Raw genomic sequence first — 17130 nt, 5'->3', positions numbered from 1 at the left:
CAGATCATGCAAACTGCGATTGTTCGACATATTCTAGTGAAAGACAAAGACTTGGCTGAGCAGCTAAAAAAACGCATTCAGTCGGGTGCGGATTTCAGTAAGGTTGCCAAGCAATATTCAACCTGTAATTCAGCAAAACGTGGTGGTGAACTCGGTGAAGTGAAAAAAGGTCAGTTGGTCCCTGTGATCGATAAACTGGTTTTTAGCGCAGCAGAGCGTATTTTACATGGTCCGATTAAAAGCCAGTTTGGCTTTCATTTGGTCGAAGTAAAATTCCGTATGGATGGGTTGAGATAATAGATGGATTTGAGCTTAAATTCTGATTTAAGCTCAACAGCCTGTTCCAAGAATAAACATTTTAATTCAGGGCTTCATCACATAAGTCCATGCCAATGTTGTGTCACCATCAGACAACCGAACCTGAACCTCTACCCGTTGATATTGTATCCCTTCAAAATCATCCAACATTTGCCAATTCTGTTCTAATTTATCCGTACTAAATAAATATCCCTCAACTAAAGGGTCTGCTTCATTCAACACCATTGCAGGCAAACCTTGATCTGGCCCCCAATCCAAAATATGAATGGTGCCATGCACCGAAGCCTGCTGCCAGTCACCACCTATTCCACCCAAAATATGGGCATTTTCTCGATTTGGACACAGTGTTCCATATACAAATAATTGGTTCATGTTGGTTAATCCCCCTCATCATATGCACAGCATCTTAAAATGAAAGCAGCAATTTTTCTATGTAATAATGATTATTTCCATACCCTTATTCAGTAGCATCCTATTCCGATAGACAATAAAAAACGGCATATAAAATGCCGTTTTTTTACAAGATGACTTAACCTTGTTTCTTCAACTCATCACGAATTTCACGTAACAATTGAACATCTTCTGGTGTTGCCTCTGGTTCAGGAGCAGCCGCCGCCTCTTGTTTACGAATACGGTTCATGACTTTTACCAACAAGAATACAACCCATGCTAATAACAAGAAGTTAATGAGGATGGTTAAGAAATTACCATAAGCGAAGATATTCAACCCTGCATCCTGAGCAGCCTTTAAACTCGTCAGATTATTTGGGTTATCTCCAAGTACAAGGAACCAATTACTATAATCAACATCACCACCCAAGATCCATGAAATCACAGGCATTACGATATCTTTCACCAATGAATCAATGATTTTACCGAATGCACCACCAATGATGACACCAATCGCTAAATCCATCATGTTGCCTTTGATGGCAAATTCTTTAAATTCTTTAATAATACTCATCTATAACTCTCCAGAGTTGAACTTGATCGCAGCCTGTTTTTGCATTGTTTATTACACAAGCGCGGTTATCCACATAATGTTGATAATTTAATATTTTTATCAAAAAAAGAAAGTTATTTCACACTTTAACAACACTTTTTATTTTAATAAAAATATGTGTTCAAGCATGTATTGAGCAAAATGTTTATGCAATAAAAAACCGCTAAATAAATTTAGCGGTTTTTTCATTTTTCAGGAAGAAAAATTATTTATCACGATTACGCTTACGTTCGTTTTCAGTTAAATAACGCTTACGAATACGAATCGATTTTGGAGTTACTTCAACTAATTCATCATCTTCAATGAATTCAAGCGCTTGTTCAAGCGTGTATTCCATTGCAGGTGTTAATGTCAAAGCTTCATCAGTACCTGATGCACGAACGTTGGTTAACTGCTTCGCTTTAGTTGGGTTAACAACCATGTCATCAGAACGAGAGTTAATACCGATGATCATACCTTCATATACTTCTAACTGTGGCTTCGCGAATAAACGACCACGGTCTTGAAGTGTGAAGAGTGCATAGCCCAAGCAAGTCCCTTGAACCATAGAGATCAATACACCGTTTTGACGCTTCGCAACAGTACCTGCTTTTGCTGGACCGTAATGCGAGAAGCTAGAAGTCATGATCCCTGTACCAGAAGTCATGGTTAAGAATTCAGAACGGAAACCAATCAAACCGCGTGAAGGTACTGTTGCTTCAATACGGATACGGCCTTTACCGTCAACTTCCATATTAGTCATTTCACCTTTACGGAAGCCCATTTGTTCCATTACAGAACCTTGGTGTTGTTCTTCAACGTCAAAAGTTACATTTTCAAATGGCTCTTGTTTTTCGCCATCGATTTCTTTCATGATTACTTGTGGACGTGATACGCCCATTTCGAAGCCTTCACGACGCATGTTTTCGATCAATACTGAAAGGTGAAGTTCACCACGACCAGAAACTTTGAAACGGTCTGGACTATCAGTATCTTCAACACGTAATGCTACGTTGTGAATCAATTCACGATCAAGACGTTCACGAATGTTACGTGAAGTAACAAATTTACCTTCTTTACCAGCAAATGGTGAGTTGTTGACTTGGAAGGTCATCGAAACTGTTGGTTCATCTACAGACAATGGCGGTAAAGCTTCTACATTTTTCGGATCACAAATCGTGTCAGAAATGTTTAATGCATCAATACCTGTAATACAGATAATGTCACCTGCTGATGCAGATTCTACATCAACACGCTCTAAACCGTGGTAACCCATGATTTTTAAGATACGACCGTTACGAGTCTTACCTTCTTTATCAATTACAGTCACTTGAGTGTTTAATTTTACTGAACCGCGTTGGATACGACCAACACCGATAACACCAACGAAACTGTTATAGTCAAGTGATGAAATCTGCATTTGGAATGGACCATCAACATCAACTGCTGGTGGTTCAACAATATCTACAATCGTTTGGAACAACGGTGTCATGTCTTCCGCTAATTCTTCTGGTGAAGGACCAGCAACACCACGTAAGCCTGAAGCATAAACGATTGGGAAGTCTAACTGTTCGTCAGTACCACCAAGGTTGTCAAACAAATCAAATACTTGATCAATAACCCAATCTGGACGCGCGCTTGGCTTGTCGACTTTGTTGATAATCACGATTGGCTTCAAACCACGTGCGAACGCTTTTTGCGTTACGAAACGAGTTTGTGGCATTGGACCTTCTTGTGAGTCTACAAGAAGCAATACGCAGTCAACCATCGACATTACACGTTCCACTTCACCACCGAAGTCGGCGTGTCCTGGAGTGTCCACAATGTTAATGCGGTATTCGGTGTTTGTACGTGCGTCTAACCATTTGATTGCAGTGTTTTTTGCAAGAATGGTAATACCACGTTCAGACTCAAGCGCGTTAGAATCCATAACACGTTCAATCTCGCCTGCGCGATCACCAAGAGCACCTGATTGTTGTAAAAGTTTGTCGACTAGAGTCGTCTTACCATGATCGACGTGCGCAATAATGGCAATGTTACGGAGAGTTTTAATATCTGACATGTAAAATTCGATACGCTTTAAATTTGAGGGCAAATTATACAGAAAAATACTAAACTTTAGTAGTGACAGTTTATTGACAGTGCACTTTTTTTCTGACGAAGTGTCATTGAATCGTTGGTAAAGCGAGCTAACTCTATTAGAATATTCCACTAATGCCTCTCGCTTTTTATACTCCCATGTCGAATTCACAACCTCAGCAGCAGCTTGATCTGGTTTACGGACTCAATGATCGACCGAAACCTTTTGTTGCATTTTTAGCCGCTTTACAGCATCTTTTGGCGATTTTAGTCCCGATTGTCACCCCTGGTTTACTGATTTGTTTGGCACTTGGCGTCTCTCGTGAAGACACCAATATGATCCTTTCGATGTCTTTAATCATTTCAGGAATTGCAACCTTTTTACAGTGTAAAAAAGTTGGTCCATTTGGTGCAGGACTACTCATTGTCCAAGGTACAAGTTTTAACTTTATCGGCCCAATTATTGGTATCGGGAGCGCAATGGTTGCTGCAGGTACCCCTGTTGAGCAAGTCATGGCAGCCATTTTTGGTGTCGTGATTGCAGGTTCATTTATTGAAATGGGCGTTTCTCGAATTTTACCATGGGTAAAAAAGCTAATTACGCCGTTAGTCACTGGCATTGTAGTGCTGTTGATTGGTCTTACTTTGATTAAAGAAGGCTTGATTAGCATGGGCGGTGGTTATACCGCAATGCAGGACAACACCTTTGCCAATGCAGATAACCTAATCATGTCATGTACTGTACTGGGTATTATTATTCTGCTAAATCGTATCAAAATTATTTGGGTCAAAAGTTCAGCAATCTTAATTGCTTTGGTGATTGGTTATATTCTTGCCGGTTTTATGGGGCATTTAAACTTTTCAGTACTCAGCGATGCTCCCTTGATTCAAATTCCAACACCGATGCATTTTGGACTCAGCTTCTCATGGAGTTTGTTCATCCCGATGGCATTTATCTATCTGGTCACTTCACTCGAAGCGATTGGCGATGTCACGGCGACCAGTAAAATTTCTAATCAACCGGTCGATGGTCCTGTTTGGATGCAACGGATTAAAGGCGGCGTACTGGTCAACGGTGCGAACTCTTTCTTAGCAGGTATCTTCAACACCTTCCCAAGTTCTGTATTTGCACAAAACAATGGTGTGATTCAATTGACTGGTGTGGCAAGTCGTTATGTCGGGATTTGGATTGCCGTGCTCTTAGTGATTTTAGGCTTATTTCCTGCTGTTGCTGCCGTGATTCAAGCCGTACCGCAAGCGGTGCTTGGTGGCGCTGTGATGGTGATGTTTGGCGCAGTTGCTGCTTCTGGTATCAATATTCTTTCCAGTATTCACCTTGACCGTCGTGCTTTGTTGATTATTGCAATTTCACTCGCACTCGGACTCGGTGTTGCACAAGTACCACAGATTCTTGAGCATCTACCTGAGTTATTTAAAAATATTTTCAGCTCTGGGGTCGCAACAGGCGGTATCGCAGCCCTAATTTTAAATATTGTTTTACCTGAAACACATAAATAATCATCCAACCATGACAAGTGCCCAGTTTCACGACTGGGCTTTGTTTTTGATGAGAGATCAAAATGGATCCACGTAGTGAAGTTGTCATCAGACAACAAGATTATTTAAGCGGGCAAGTTTTACTGATTAATGCCCCAAATGATCAACTCGCCAAAACTTTACCCAATAAAGTCCAAGCCTCAGTATGGACTTGGAATTATGCTGATCATCAAGGTCTTATCAGCTCTGGAATTAGCTCTCATTTTTCCGCGGAATTCCCACACGCAACGTTTGATCAGGTTGTTATTTTTGTTCCCAAGTCGAAAGAATTACTAAATTATATTTTGCACGTCGTGGTTAGCCATTTAAAGCTCGATCAAAATATTTTTCTGGTTGGTGAAAAAAAGGGCGGCGTTGAGCGGGCAGCAAAACAATTATTGCAATACGGCAAAACACTAAAACTTGACAGTGCACGTCACTGCCAACTTTGGCAAATGAAGATCGAAAGAACAGAGCAGTTAAAGCCACTTGAACACTGGTTAAAAACTTATACAGTTCAAATAGATCAAGAACAGTTAAATATCTGTGCCTTGCCTGGTGTATTTAGTCAAGATCATTTAGATGTCGGAACAGCCGTATTAGTCCCTTACCTTAGTCAAGTAAAATCAGGTAAGATTGCCGACTTTGGTTGTGGCGCTGGAATTATTAGTGCCTATTTAGCCAAACTAGATTCGAATCGGCAAATTTTTGCACTTGATGTTGATGCATTTGCATTACGGTCTACTGAGCTGACTTTTCAGAAAAACAATCTGAATCTCAACCAGTTAAACCTACAAGCTGTGACTGGCTTTATGGATGCACCGAATGATTTAGATGCGATCGTCAGCAATCCGCCTTTTCATCAGGGAATTCATACCAATTACGATGCGAGTGAGGAACTTTGCCAACGTGCGAAAAAACATCTGAAAAATTCAGGTGAATTATGGATCGTGGCAAATCGTTTTCTAAACTACCCTCCTCTGATTGAACAGAGCTTTGGTGAATGTCTGGTGAAAGCCGATCAACAAGGATTCAAGGTGTTATATGCCTGTGCAAACAGGGTCAGCTGATACTTTATCTATGGTTGCGGCAGAGAATATTTTTTAGGCGATATAAGGCATGGTTGATGAAATTTAGTGATTCTAAATGAGTCAGCCATAACGCTATAGCGGCAAAAATATTCCTGCCCCGAAGGGTTATGGTTGAAATTCCCTCACTCTTCGTTATGAAACTTAGCACTAGAGCCGCTATTACTTTCGTTTCATGCCTTGATTGATGAAATTTCAGCCTATAACGCAACCCAGATATAAAGTGTCAACAGACCCTTATACAGTTTAAGGAATTTTTATGAGCGATACATCTGCTCCTCAACACCTTCAGCGCAAGCTCGGGGCTCGACACCTGAACATGATTGCCATTGGTGGATCGATCGGCACAGGCTTATTCCTTGCTTCAGGTTCAACCATTGCCACTGCGGGTCCAGGTGGTGCGTTATTGGCTTATGCCCTCATCGGTATCATGATTTATTTCTTGATGACCAGCTTAGGTGAGTTAGCCACGCACAACCCAACATCGGGTGCATTCTTTACCTATGGTAGCCGCTATGTCGAAGATGGCTTTGGTTTCGCCTTAGGTTGGAACTATTGGTATAACTGGGCGATTACTGTTGCCTTTGAATTGGTTGCTGTTCAATTCATCATGAAGTTTTGGTTTCCTGATATTCCAGGCTTCTACTGGAGTGCCATTTTCCTTGCCATTATTTTTGGAATTAACGCCTTAACCGTAAAAGGTTTTGGTGAAAGTGAATTCTTATTTTCTTTGATCAAAGTGATTGCGATTATCGTATTTATCATCATTGGTATATGGATGATTTTTAAAATCATGATGACGCCAAATGTATCGGTATTTCAGCACTGGACTTATAAAGAAGCGCCTTTTGTCGGCGGTCTGCAAGCCTTAATCGGTGTGGCCATGATTGCCGGATTCTCATTCCAAGGGACTGAGATGGTAGGTGTTGCCGCTGGTGAATCAAAAGACCCTAAAAAGACCATTCCATTGGCGATCAAACAAATCTTCTGGCGTATTTTACTGTTCTATATCCTTTGTATTTTCATCATCGGTACGTTAGTCAGCTATGATGATCCACTGCTATTAAAAGCAGCGCAAAGTGAAGATATTGCCCTCTCACCATTCACTTTATTGTATGAAAAAGCAGGCTTTGCTTTTGCAGCAAGTTTGATGAATGCAGTTATTCTCAGTGCGATCTTATCAGCGGGTAACTCGGGCATGTATTCCTCTACCCGTATGCTATTTGATATGGCCAAAGAAGGCCGTGCACCTAAGTGGTTCTCAAGACTGGATGGTCGTGGTGTACCCATGAATGCGCTTTATGCAACCACTGCCGTAGCTGCATTGTGCTTCCTGACTACGTTTATTGGTGAGAAACAGGTCTTTAACTGGTTACTCAACATGTCAGGGATGTGTGGTTTCATTGTCTGGCTAGGTATTGCGATTTCACACTACCGTTTCCGTAAAGGCTATATCGCTCAGGGTTATAAAGTTGAAGATCTGGCTTATCGCGCCAAATTCTTCCCATTTGCGCCTTGGTTTGCATTTATTCTGTGTTCAATCATCATCTTAGGTCAAAACTACCAAGCTTTACTTGGCGGGAAAATTGACTGGTTAGGTTTAATTTCAACCTATATTAGTATTCCATTATTCTTGGCGATCTGGCTGGGTTATAAGTGGAAACACAAGACCAAACTGATTGCTTATAAAGAAATGAATGTAAAAGAAGGCGAATAAAAACCGCTTTTTACTTGACCCAAATGAAAATATGAGTAAAATCTCGCTCATATTTTCAACGGCACCACATGATAGGAGGACGACAGCATGCCATTACAACTAGGAAACACACCATAAGATTTGGCACTGTCGACTCACGGACAAGTGTACAAATCGATTGATCACTTGTCCGAATGCCCTATTCAACCTAGCATTCGCTAGGTTTTTTTATGCCTATTCGGACCAACAATTAAAATACCCGAGACAAGAAAATGGGCATACAAAAAATACTCAATGCTGGTGCTGAATATGGCGTTCCAGTGAAAATCTTCACCAACGATATTGATAGCGAAAGTATTGAACAACTGAAAAAAATGGCACAACTACAATTTGTTTATTCACATATTGCAGTGATGCCTGATGTACATGTCGGCAAAGGTGCGACTGTAGGTAGCGTGATTCCCACGAAAAGTGCCATCATCCCCGCAGCAGTAGGTGTTGATATTGGTTGTGGTATGAACGCAATAAGGCTCAATCTAAAAGCATCACAGCTTCCAGACAACCTTGCACCGCTACGTCATGCCATAGAACGTAAAGTCCCTGTAGGCTTTGAATTACACAAACAGGTGAAAGCAAAAGCTTCGAGCATTATTCCGCTTGAAAAACGCTTACAACCGATCATTAAAAAACATCCTGGCTTGGTTCGAATGCTCAGAAAGTTTGATGCCACTTGGCAGAAACAACTTGGCACTTTAGGTGGTGGTAATCATTTTATCGAACTCTGCCTTGATGAAAATCAAGATGTCTGGGTGATGCTACATTCAGGCAGCCGCGGTTTAGGTAATGTAATTGGCACCTATTTCATTGAACTCGCCAAGAAAGAAGCTCAGCATCGATTTGGACATGTACCAGATAAAGATTTGAGCTATTTTGCGGAAGGTTCAAATAGCTTTAATGATTACGTGGAAGCGGTTGAATGGGCGCAGGAATATGCGTTTGAAAATAGACGTGAAATGATGCGTCTGATATTAGAAGCGATTCGTCCACTACTCCCGCCATTCCAAATGACCAAAGAAGCAATTAACTGCCATCACAACTATGTCAGTCGAGAACAACACTTTGGTGAAGAGTTACTAATCACCCGCAAAGGAGCCATTCGGGCAGGATTCGATGAGTTAGGAATAATCCCCGGTTCAATGGGTACACGCTCCTATATTGTTAAAGGCAAGGCCAACCCTGAATCATTCTGCTCATGTTCACATGGTGCAGGACGAAAAATGAGCCGCAGCAAGGCAAAACTGCTATTTAGCCAAGATGACTTGATTCAGCAAACCCAAGGCATCGAATGCAGAAAAGACCGTGCGGTGATTGATGAAATTCCAGCGGCCTACAAAGATATTGACCAAGTCATGGCAAACCAATCTGACTTGATTGAGATCGTACATACCCTCAAACAAATTTTATGCGTCAAAGGATAAGCAAATGAAACTCAAAGAAATGCCTAAAATCAAAGTACGTAATCCTGTCGCGCTTTCACCTTTATTACACAAAGGTGGAGTTCATGAAACTGAGAAGCCTCGAGCACAACATCGTCGTGAAAGACAGAATGCCAAACAGCAGCTTAAAAAAGAAGTTTGGTAAGCCGTAACACACGACTTAATACGTATACATTCATATAGGAGTAATCAAAATGTCTAACACCCCAAATTATTTATATAAAAAAAGCGACTCTGACGAGTCGCTTTTTTTATTCAGTTCAAAAACTCAAATTATTGAGCTTGTTGACCTGGTTGTACTAGAACAGTACGGCTACCAGAAATCGCAGCGAATACGCGACGGTTCATAGCACGACCTTCTTTAGTTTTGTTGTCAGCAATCGGTTGATCCCAAGCGAAACCTTGAGTTGTCAAACGAGTTGCATTCACGTTGTATTCATTTACAAGTGCAGACTTAACAGAGTTAGCACGCGCTAAAGATAAACGTTCGTTCAACTTACGTGGACCAGTGTTATCTGTGTGACCTTCAATACGAGCTGTCGCATTCGGGAACTCAGCTAACTTCTCAGCAACTTTAGCGATTTCAGTTTTGTATTGTGGTTTGATAACAGATTTGTTCGTATCAAAGAAGACACGAAGTTCCATGTTAAGATCTTCAGTTAACTCTTGTGGCTGTGGAGCAACTGGAGTTGGCTCAACTGGAGCAACTTCTACTACTGGAGCAGCGGCAGGTTTCAAGTGACCACCAACCACAACTTGAAGTGCTGCCAAGGCTTGACCTTCCCACCACTTATTGTCGTAGTTATAAACTGCACGACCTTCTGTACGAAGTGTTAAAGCATCATTCACTTGCCATAACACACCACCACCTAAGTTGCTGATTGTGTCATATGAACGACGATCCCAACCTGGGTTATCTACTGTAATTTTAGAGTGACCAACACCTAATAAAGCATACGGCTTGATTTTACTGTCATAATTACCAGTAAACACATCAGCAGTAGCAATTGCATTCAAACTTAAAGTTTGTTGCTTAGCATCCCACGGCTGACCATTAAAATTGGTTTTCTCATTACGAGCTGCGTCAGCTTTCGTTTGTTGATATTCAATCTCGGCTTGTAACCAAGGAGTTAACTCAACACCAATTGCAGCACCAACAAGTAAATCACTTTGTAACGCAACACCATTTTTTATGCTTCCAGCATCACCACGACCCTGAGGATCACGATCTGTTAAAGTATCACGCATCTTGTCCTGAGCATTCTCAGGGTACCAGTGATAACCAAGCATTAATGGAGTGACTGTTACACCCGCATTCGCAGCAGCTAAAGGAGCAGCAACAAGCATAGCAAGTGCAATACGACTCATTTTCATGGAATATCCTCCAAAAAACAAAAAATTGTTTGTTCTCTAAACCCTAATAATTTTTGAATACTGAGAAATAGTTTTATTGTATCTTTTTCAGTCATTCACTTATATTGAATCATACAAATACTTGGATAATTTTCCAAGTAGCAGACACTATTAAGTTTGCAGCCACTGAAAAAAAACACTCTCCCTCTCTCAAAAAATTAGAAAATTCTAATTTAACAACATCTAATAAAGCGGTGAAAGCTTATCACTTTTTAATCAAAATTTTAACAAGCTACAAAAATCTTTTCAACAAAACTAAATAATCTCAACACAGCATCCAAAGTTAAGGCAAGATTATTCTAGTTTTGAATCCTTATGTTTTAGTTTTACATCAATGCTACAAAAACCTATATATCCATAAAAAAAGCGACTCTGACGAGTCGCTTTTTTTCAGTTCAAAAACTCAAGTTATTGAGCTTATTGACCTGGTTGTACTAGAACAGTACGGCTACCAGAAATCGCAGCGAATACGCGACGGTTCATAGCACGGCCTTCTTTAGTTTTGTTGTCAGCAATCGGTTGATCCCAAGCGAAACCTTGAGTTGTCAAACGAGTTGCATTCACGTTGTATTCATTTACAAGTGCAGACTTAACAGAGTTAGCACGCGCTAAAGATAAACGTTCGTTCAACTTACGTGGACCAGTGTTATCTGTGTGACCTTCAATACGAGCTGTCGCATTCGGGTATTCAGCTAACTTCTCTGCAACTTTAGCAATTTCAGACTTGTATTGCGGCTTGATGTCAGACTTGTTCGTATCGAAGAATACGCGAAGTTCCATGTTAAGATCTTCAGTCAACTCTTGTGGCTGTGGAGCAACTGGAGTTGGAGCAACTGGAGTAACTTCTACTACTGCAGCTGCAGGTTTCAAGTGACCACCAAGAACTACGTTTAAGCCAGCAAGTGCTGTATATCTCCAATACTTCTCATCAAAGTCGTAAGTACCACGAGCTTCAGTACGAAGTGATAAAGCATCGTTTAAACGCCAGAAAGCACCTAAACCAGCATTACCAATAGTATCTTTCTTAACTTCATAGATACCATCAAAATCAGTTTTAGTTTGACCAGCACCTAATAACACGTACGGCTTAATTTTGCTGTCATAGTTTTTAGTGATTAGGTCAGAAGTTGCATAGAAATTACCAGCAACTGTCTGTTGTTTATATTCAGCATTAGCTACGCCAGTACCGTCAAGATCACCTTTCACTTGGTTATATTCAACTTCAAAACCTAACCAAGGTGTTAATTCAACGCCTAATGCAGCACCAACGAATAAATCATCCTGCAACTCAGCATGAGTTGTTAGGTTGTCATTATTATGCTTACTGTCTTGCCAGCTATAACCAACCAATAATGGAGTTACAGTTATGCCCGCATTCGCAGCAGCTAAAGGAGCAGCAACAAGCATAGCAAGTGCAATACGACTCAATTTCATGGATATCCTCCAGAGATAACAATTGTTTTGTGTAAGCTCAGCCTATGATTTTTCGTCCTGAGAACACAGGTGTTCTACAGTATTATTTTTTCAGCTATTCACTTCACTTTGAATCATACAAACACTTGATGAATTTTCCAAGTGCTTGATAACTTTAACCTCATAAATTATTGACAAAATTTCTTACAATTTCCGTTGTAGTTCAGTAAATTTTCAATTCCCATCAGGTATCTGTTTGAATTACTGTTCAGGAACTTATGCTTTAGTATATCTTAATTTTTTTTTTAGAAATACTCACTAGAAAAATTAAGTTTTCATTTAACACTCTGTTAATAAAAAAATTAATAAAAAATAGATAGGTAGAATATGTTTAAACCCTTTGGCTTTACTTTAATTGAATTAGTGATCACCCTTGGTATTCTGACAATTTTGATTACTATTGCTATTCCCCATTTTCGTGAAATGATGATCTCCACTGAAGTAAACTACCTTAAAAGAATCCTCACAATTCATATACAAAAAGCAAAAACGGATGCACAACTTCATCATAAAAATGTGATGCTGTGCCCAAGTTCAAATTTTGAGAACTGTGACACAAATTGGAATAAAGGTTTTATCGGATTTATTGATATTAACCGAAACAACCAACGTGATCAGAATGAAACACTCCTCTTTAGTGTCCCTTTAAACCATAAATATGGTTACCTCAACTTTAGATCTTTTGGACGAAGTCCCAACTCTCTTGTTTTTCAAGCCGAAAATGGCCTTCCCTTTGCGTCCAATGGCAGCTTTATCTACTGCTCCGAATCCCCTCAGTACCATACTAAAATTGTTTTAAGTCGGATGGGCAATATTCGCTTTGAAAAGTTATCAAGTTGCTAAAAACTCTTCAGTCTAGCCTAAAATGGGTAAAATACTTTATTCCGATCCTTTTTTTACTATACTGCTTAAGTTTGGAACATTTTTATAAATTATAAGTGTGGAGACACATCATGACTGATATCGTAATCGTTAATGGCGCTCGTACAGCAATGGGCGGCTTCCAAGGTGCATTATCTGGTGTTACAGCGCCAGAATTAGGTGCTGCTACCATTAAAGAAGCAATTGCCCGTTCTGGCCTGCAACCGACTGATGTAGAAGAAGTAATCATGGGTTGTGTTTTACCAGCAGGCCTAAAACAAGGTCCTGCGCGCCAAGCAATGCGTAAGGCTGGCTTGCCGGACTCTACAGGTGCAGTAACCATTAACAAGCTTTGTGGTTCAGGCATGAAAGCTGTGATGCAAGCAGCAGATATGATTAAAGCAGGTAGCGCAGAGATCGTGGTTGCAGGTGGTATGGAATCAATGACCAATGCGCCATACGTCTTGCCAAAAGCACGCGCTGGCTACCGCATGGGCCATGGCGAAATTAAAGATCACATGTTCCTTGATGGTCTAGAAGATGCTGAGACTGGTCGTTTAATGGGTTCATTTGCACAAGATATGGCGAATAAACGTAGCTATACGCGTGAACAAATGGATGACTTTGCCATCCGTTCTTTGCAGCGTGCGCAAAAGGCGATTACCGAAGGTTACTTCAAAGATGAGATCGTTCCAGTAACGGTTTCTACCCGTAAAGGCGACGTGGTTGTTGATCAAGATGAGCAACCATTAAGTGCAAAGATCGATAAAATCCCATCATTAAAACCGGCTTTTGCTAAAGATGGTACCATTACTGCTGCAAACGCAAGCTCAATTTCTGATGGTGCATCAGCTTTGGTATTAACTTCAAGTGAAGTTGCAGCTCAACGTGGTTTACAACCTTTAGCAAAAATTCTTGCAACTGCGTCAAACTCTCAACACCCATCTGAATTTACCATCGCTCCTGTCGGTGCTATCGAAAAAGTATTGAAAAAAGCGGGCTGGGATGCACAAGACGTCGATCTATGGGAAATCAACGAAGCCTTTGCTATGGTGACTATGTGTCCAATCGATGACTTCAAATTAGATGCTGAAAAAGTCAATATCAATGGCGGTGCATGTGCATTGGGTCACCCAGTTGGCTCTACAGGCTCGCGTATCATTCTGACACTCATTCATGCACTTAAACGTACTGGCGGTAAGAAAGGTGTTGCAGCCTTATGTATCGGTGGTGGTGAAGCGACTGCGGTTGCGATTGAATTAATCTAAGCCCTTTTAATGCAATAAGAATCCTGCTTGATGCAGGATTTTTATTTTTAGGGTTACAAAAAATAATGCACCCATTGTTCAATTCCCGATAAGTTATGCTGTGTATAAAAAAACAACAAGGAGTCCCATATGCAACTCAATCATTATCTAAATTTTAAAGGACAAACAGAACAAGCATTCAATTTTTATAAATCTGTGTTTGGTGGCGAATTTGCCATGCTCAGCCGTTATGGCGATATGCCACCTACTGAAGGTGTCAGCCTTTCAGAAGCCGATAAAAACTTGGTTTTACATGTATCCCTACCCATCAATGAATTTACCGTATTGATGGCTTCAGATGTGAATGATCAATTCTGTGCTCAAAATAGCGTATTTACCCAAGGTAACAACCACTATATTTCAATTAATCTTGATCCTGATGAACAAGACGAAGCGCAACGATTATTCAATGCCTTGTCTGCAAATGGCCAAATTGAGATGCCCTTAGAAAAAACCTTCTGGGGTGCGCTCTATGGCGCATTCACTGATCAGTTTGGGATTAAATGGATGATCAATTGCCAGTTAGATGAATAATCAGTGTGAACTTAACAATTAAAACAAAAAAAAGCTGAACCGAAGTTCAGCTTTTTTCTTTCAATCTGCTTATGCGCCAGTCTGATAGCTTGCTTTAGGTACCGCTGTTGATGCTTGATACGGATTGGTAAAGTCCTGAAGCCCCGCAGCAGCTTCATGAATATCCTTGCCTTCTTTCACCACAAATGTATCAAAGCCAGAACGTTTTAAATAATTTAAAACATCCTTAAAGATATCACCTACTGCACGCAATTCACCTTGATACCCTTGGCGACGTAATAAGGCAGCGAATGAATAACCACGGCCATCATTAAAACCAGCAAATTCAATAAAAATGGCATCTAGCTCATTCAATGGAAATTGATGTGTTTCAGGAGAGTCATTAACTGTGAGGTATAGGGCTTTTTTGCCTTGTATATGTGCCAATTGATCCAACTGTGCAGTTGTTACAACTACATCACCTTGTGGAAGCACGCCATCTTCAGCAATAACTTGATAAGTATTGTCTGCAATTGTGCCATCTTTAGAGAGCACTTGTAGCGTTGTATTAAGCATAAGCACGCTCCTTAAATGGTTGAATACCAACACGGCGATAGGTATCGATAAAACGCTCACCTTCTGTACGCAGGTCAAGGTAAGTGTTTAAAATTTCATCAATCACATCTGGCACAACTTCGGCTGCAAATGACGGTCCTAAAATATCACCCAAAGATGCATCATGATCTGCATGACCACCTAAAGTAATTTGATAGAATTCTGCGCCTTTCTTATCAACACCAAGAATACCGATATTGCCGACATGGTGGTGACCACAAGCATTCATACAACCCGAAATATTCAAATCCAGCTCACCTAAGTTATAGATGGTATCTAGATCATCAAAACGACGGCTGATTGCTTCTGAGATTGGAATCGATTTGGCATTGGCCAATGAACAGAAATCACCACCCGGGCAGCAGATAATATCGGTAATAAAGCCAATATGTGCACGTGCCATGTCGCTGTGTTCAAGCGTTTGCCACAATTCAAATAGATCTTTCTGCGGCACATCGACCAATGAAATGTTCTGTTCGTGCGTGGTCCGGAACTCACCAAAAGTATATTTATCGGCTAAGTCAGCAATTAAGTTCATTTCTTCACTGGTGACATCACCAGGCGCAATACCCGCACGTTTCAAAGAAATCGTAACGATACGATAACCTTTCACTTTATGTGCATTGGTATTGACGTTAAACCACTGTTTGAATTTCGGATGTGCAGCGAATAAGTCTGTGAAGTCCTGATCTTCTAAATCTTGATAATCAAATGGAGTAAATTCTTCATCCAATTTTTTCAAGATTTCAGGTTGAATCTTTAATGCTTCACGCGTGTGCTCAAATTCAGCTTCCACTTTTTGTGCAAACACTTCTGGTGTTAATGCTTTCACCAAAATTTTGATACGCGCTTTATATTTGTTATCACGACGACCATGTAAGTTATAAACACGTAAGGTCGCTTCTAAATAAGCAATTAAATCTTCACGTGGTAAAAACTCACGGATCACGCTGCCAATAATCGGGGTACGGCCGAGACCACCACCCACCATGATTTTATAGCCCATTTCACTGGCATCATTACGAACCAGATAAACACCGATATCATGGAATGCTGTGGCAGCACGGTCTTTTTCTTCTAAAGCCGATACCGCGATTTTAAACTTACGTGGTAAGAAGGCAAATTCAGGGTGAAAGGTACTCCACTGACGAATCAATTCACAGGTTGGACGTGGGTCAGCAATCTCACCTGCAACCACACCTGCAAACTGGTCAGTGGTGGTATTACGAATACAGTTTCCTGAAGTTTGTACGGCATGCATTTGTACCGTTGCAAGCTCTGCTAAAATGTCAGGTACATTTTCCAATGCAGGCCAGTTCAACTGAATATTTTGACGGGTTGAAACATGGGCATAACCACGATCGTACTCTGTCGCAATTTCAGCAATTTTTCTGAGTTGTTTAGTATTCATCAAGCCATACGGCACAGCGATACGGAGCATAGGTGCGTAACGTTGCACGTACAGACCATTTTGCAAACGTAATGGACGATATTCGTCTTCTGTTAATTTTCCAGCTAAATAGCGTTCTGTTTGATCGCGAAACTGAGCAACACGTTGGTTAATCAGTTGTTGATCGAAATCCGTATATAAATACATGGCGTATGGCTAGTCATTCATTATAAAGGCGACTAGCATAGCGAGCTTTTATTCATCAACAAAATGCTTTTTTTGCATATTTAATAACGGTTTTATTGATAAGCCTATCTAATTGCCACAAAAAGAAAAAGCCCAGACGAATCTGAGCTTTGACAT

16 protein-coding genes are annotated in these 17130 nt (G+C 40.6%); 9 read left to right on the top strand and 7 right to left on the bottom strand.

Features of this window, described 5'->3' with window-relative positions; genetic code table 11:
* The first annotated feature begins 6 nt into the window (after window positions 1-6).
* Entirely contained in the window at window positions 7-297 is a 291-nt protein-coding gene (locus A7P55_RS04170) for a peptidylprolyl isomerase (protein WP_004802898.1), read from the top strand.
* Between the two features lie 66 nt (window positions 298-363).
* Here the strand turns inward: A7P55_RS04170 and A7P55_RS04165 are convergent, their stop codons facing one another.
* From A7P55_RS04165 to typA, 3 genes are all read right to left on the bottom strand, one after another.
* Window positions 364-690, bottom strand: a complete 327-nt coding sequence (locus A7P55_RS04165) for a gamma-glutamylcyclotransferase family protein (RefSeq protein ID WP_171551201.1) — start codon at window positions 688-690, stop codon at window positions 364-366.
* A gap of 157 nt (window positions 691-847) precedes the next feature.
* The gene (gene mscL / locus A7P55_RS04160) at window positions 848-1282 is read right to left on the bottom strand and encodes a large conductance mechanosensitive channel protein MscL (protein WP_171551200.1); all 435 of its coding nucleotides are present in this window, start codon (window positions 1280-1282) and stop codon (window positions 848-850) included.
* A gap of 244 nt (window positions 1283-1526) precedes the next feature.
* Window positions 1527-3362, bottom strand: a complete 1836-nt coding sequence (gene typA / locus A7P55_RS04155; RefSeq protein WP_017402215.1) for a translational GTPase TypA — start codon at window positions 3360-3362, stop codon at window positions 1527-1529.
* A gap of 176 nt (window positions 3363-3538) precedes the next feature.
* Here typA and A7P55_RS04150 point away from each other — a divergent pair, with 176 nt between their 5' ends.
* The 5 genes from A7P55_RS04150 to A7P55_RS04130 all read left to right on the top strand — a co-directional run bounded on the left by A7P55_RS04150 (window position 3539) and on the right by A7P55_RS04130 (window position 9340).
* On the top strand, window positions 3539-4897 hold the full coding sequence (locus A7P55_RS04150) for a nucleobase:cation symporter-2 family protein (protein WP_159414334.1): 1359 nt from the start codon (window positions 3539-3541) through the stop codon (window positions 4895-4897).
* Between the two features lie 62 nt (window positions 4898-4959).
* Window positions 4960-5985 carry a class I SAM-dependent methyltransferase gene (locus tag A7P55_RS04145; RefSeq protein ID WP_171551199.1) on the top strand — a complete coding sequence of 342 codons (1026 nt, stop codon included), beginning with the start codon at window positions 4960-4962 and terminating at the stop codon, window positions 5983-5985.
* 277 nt (window positions 5986-6262) lie between these two features.
* Window positions 6263-7720 carry an amino acid permease gene (locus A7P55_RS04140; protein ID WP_171551198.1) on the top strand — a complete coding sequence of 486 codons (1458 nt, stop codon included), beginning with the start codon at window positions 6263-6265 and terminating at the stop codon, window positions 7718-7720.
* A gap of 251 nt (window positions 7721-7971) precedes the next feature.
* Entirely contained in the window at window positions 7972-9177 is a 1206-nt protein-coding gene (locus A7P55_RS04135) for an RtcB family protein (RefSeq protein ID WP_171551197.1), read from the top strand.
* Window positions 9178-9181: 4 nt separating this feature from the next.
* Window positions 9182-9340, top strand: coding sequence for a hypothetical protein (locus A7P55_RS04130; protein WP_171551196.1), 159 nt, complete (start codon window positions 9182-9184; stop codon window positions 9338-9340).
* A gap of 128 nt (window positions 9341-9468) precedes the next feature.
* Here the strand turns inward: A7P55_RS04130 and omp38 (A7P55_RS04125) are convergent, their stop codons facing one another.
* A complete protein-coding gene (gene omp38 / locus A7P55_RS04125) occupies window positions 9469-10569 on the bottom strand; it encodes an outer membrane protein Omp38 (RefSeq protein WP_171551195.1) in 1101 nt (366 codons plus the stop codon).
* A gap of 456 nt (window positions 10570-11025) precedes the next feature.
* Window positions 11026-12042: an outer membrane protein Omp38 gene (gene omp38, locus A7P55_RS04120; RefSeq protein WP_016162674.1), complete on the bottom strand. Its 1017-nt coding sequence runs from the start codon at window positions 12040-12042 to the stop codon at window positions 11026-11028.
* Window positions 12043-12408: 366 nt separating this feature from the next.
* Between omp38 (A7P55_RS04120) and A7P55_RS04115 the strand changes: the two genes are divergently transcribed.
* The 3 genes from A7P55_RS04115 to A7P55_RS04105 all read left to right on the top strand — a co-directional run bounded on the left by A7P55_RS04115 (window position 12409) and on the right by A7P55_RS04105 (window position 14783).
* On the top strand, window positions 12409-12924 hold the full coding sequence (locus A7P55_RS04115; RefSeq protein ID WP_171551194.1) for a GspH/FimT family protein: 516 nt from the start codon (window positions 12409-12411) through the stop codon (window positions 12922-12924).
* 110 nt (window positions 12925-13034) lie between these two features.
* The gene (locus A7P55_RS04110; protein WP_171551193.1) at window positions 13035-14210 is read left to right on the top strand and encodes a thiolase family protein; all 1176 of its coding nucleotides are present in this window, start codon (window positions 13035-13037) and stop codon (window positions 14208-14210) included.
* Window positions 14211-14339: 129 nt separating this feature from the next.
* Window positions 14340-14783 (top strand): VOC family protein, encoded by a 444-nt coding sequence (locus A7P55_RS04105; protein WP_004652388.1) that lies wholly within the window; start codon window positions 14340-14342, stop codon window positions 14781-14783.
* A gap of 69 nt (window positions 14784-14852) precedes the next feature.
* On the opposite strand, the gene A7P55_RS04100 is transcribed toward A7P55_RS04105, so the two are convergent.
* Both A7P55_RS04100 and A7P55_RS04095 read right to left on the bottom strand, forming a co-directional pair.
* Window positions 14853-15338, bottom strand: a complete 486-nt coding sequence (locus tag A7P55_RS04100; RefSeq protein ID WP_171551192.1) for a DUF934 domain-containing protein — start codon at window positions 15336-15338, stop codon at window positions 14853-14855.
* Window positions 15331-16974, bottom strand: a complete 1644-nt coding sequence (locus tag A7P55_RS04095; protein WP_171551191.1) for a nitrite/sulfite reductase — start codon at window positions 16972-16974, stop codon at window positions 15331-15333. The genes A7P55_RS04100 and A7P55_RS04095 overlap by 8 nt, the downstream gene beginning before the upstream one ends.
* Between the last annotated feature and the right edge of the window lie 156 nt (window positions 16975-17130).

It is taken from the genome of Acinetobacter sp. Ac_5812 (assembly GCF_013072695.1).
Lineage (GTDB): Bacteria > Pseudomonadota > Gammaproteobacteria > Pseudomonadales > Moraxellaceae > Acinetobacter.
Note: the sequence above shows the minus strand (reverse complement) of the source record. Positions and strands in the feature narration are given on the sequence as shown.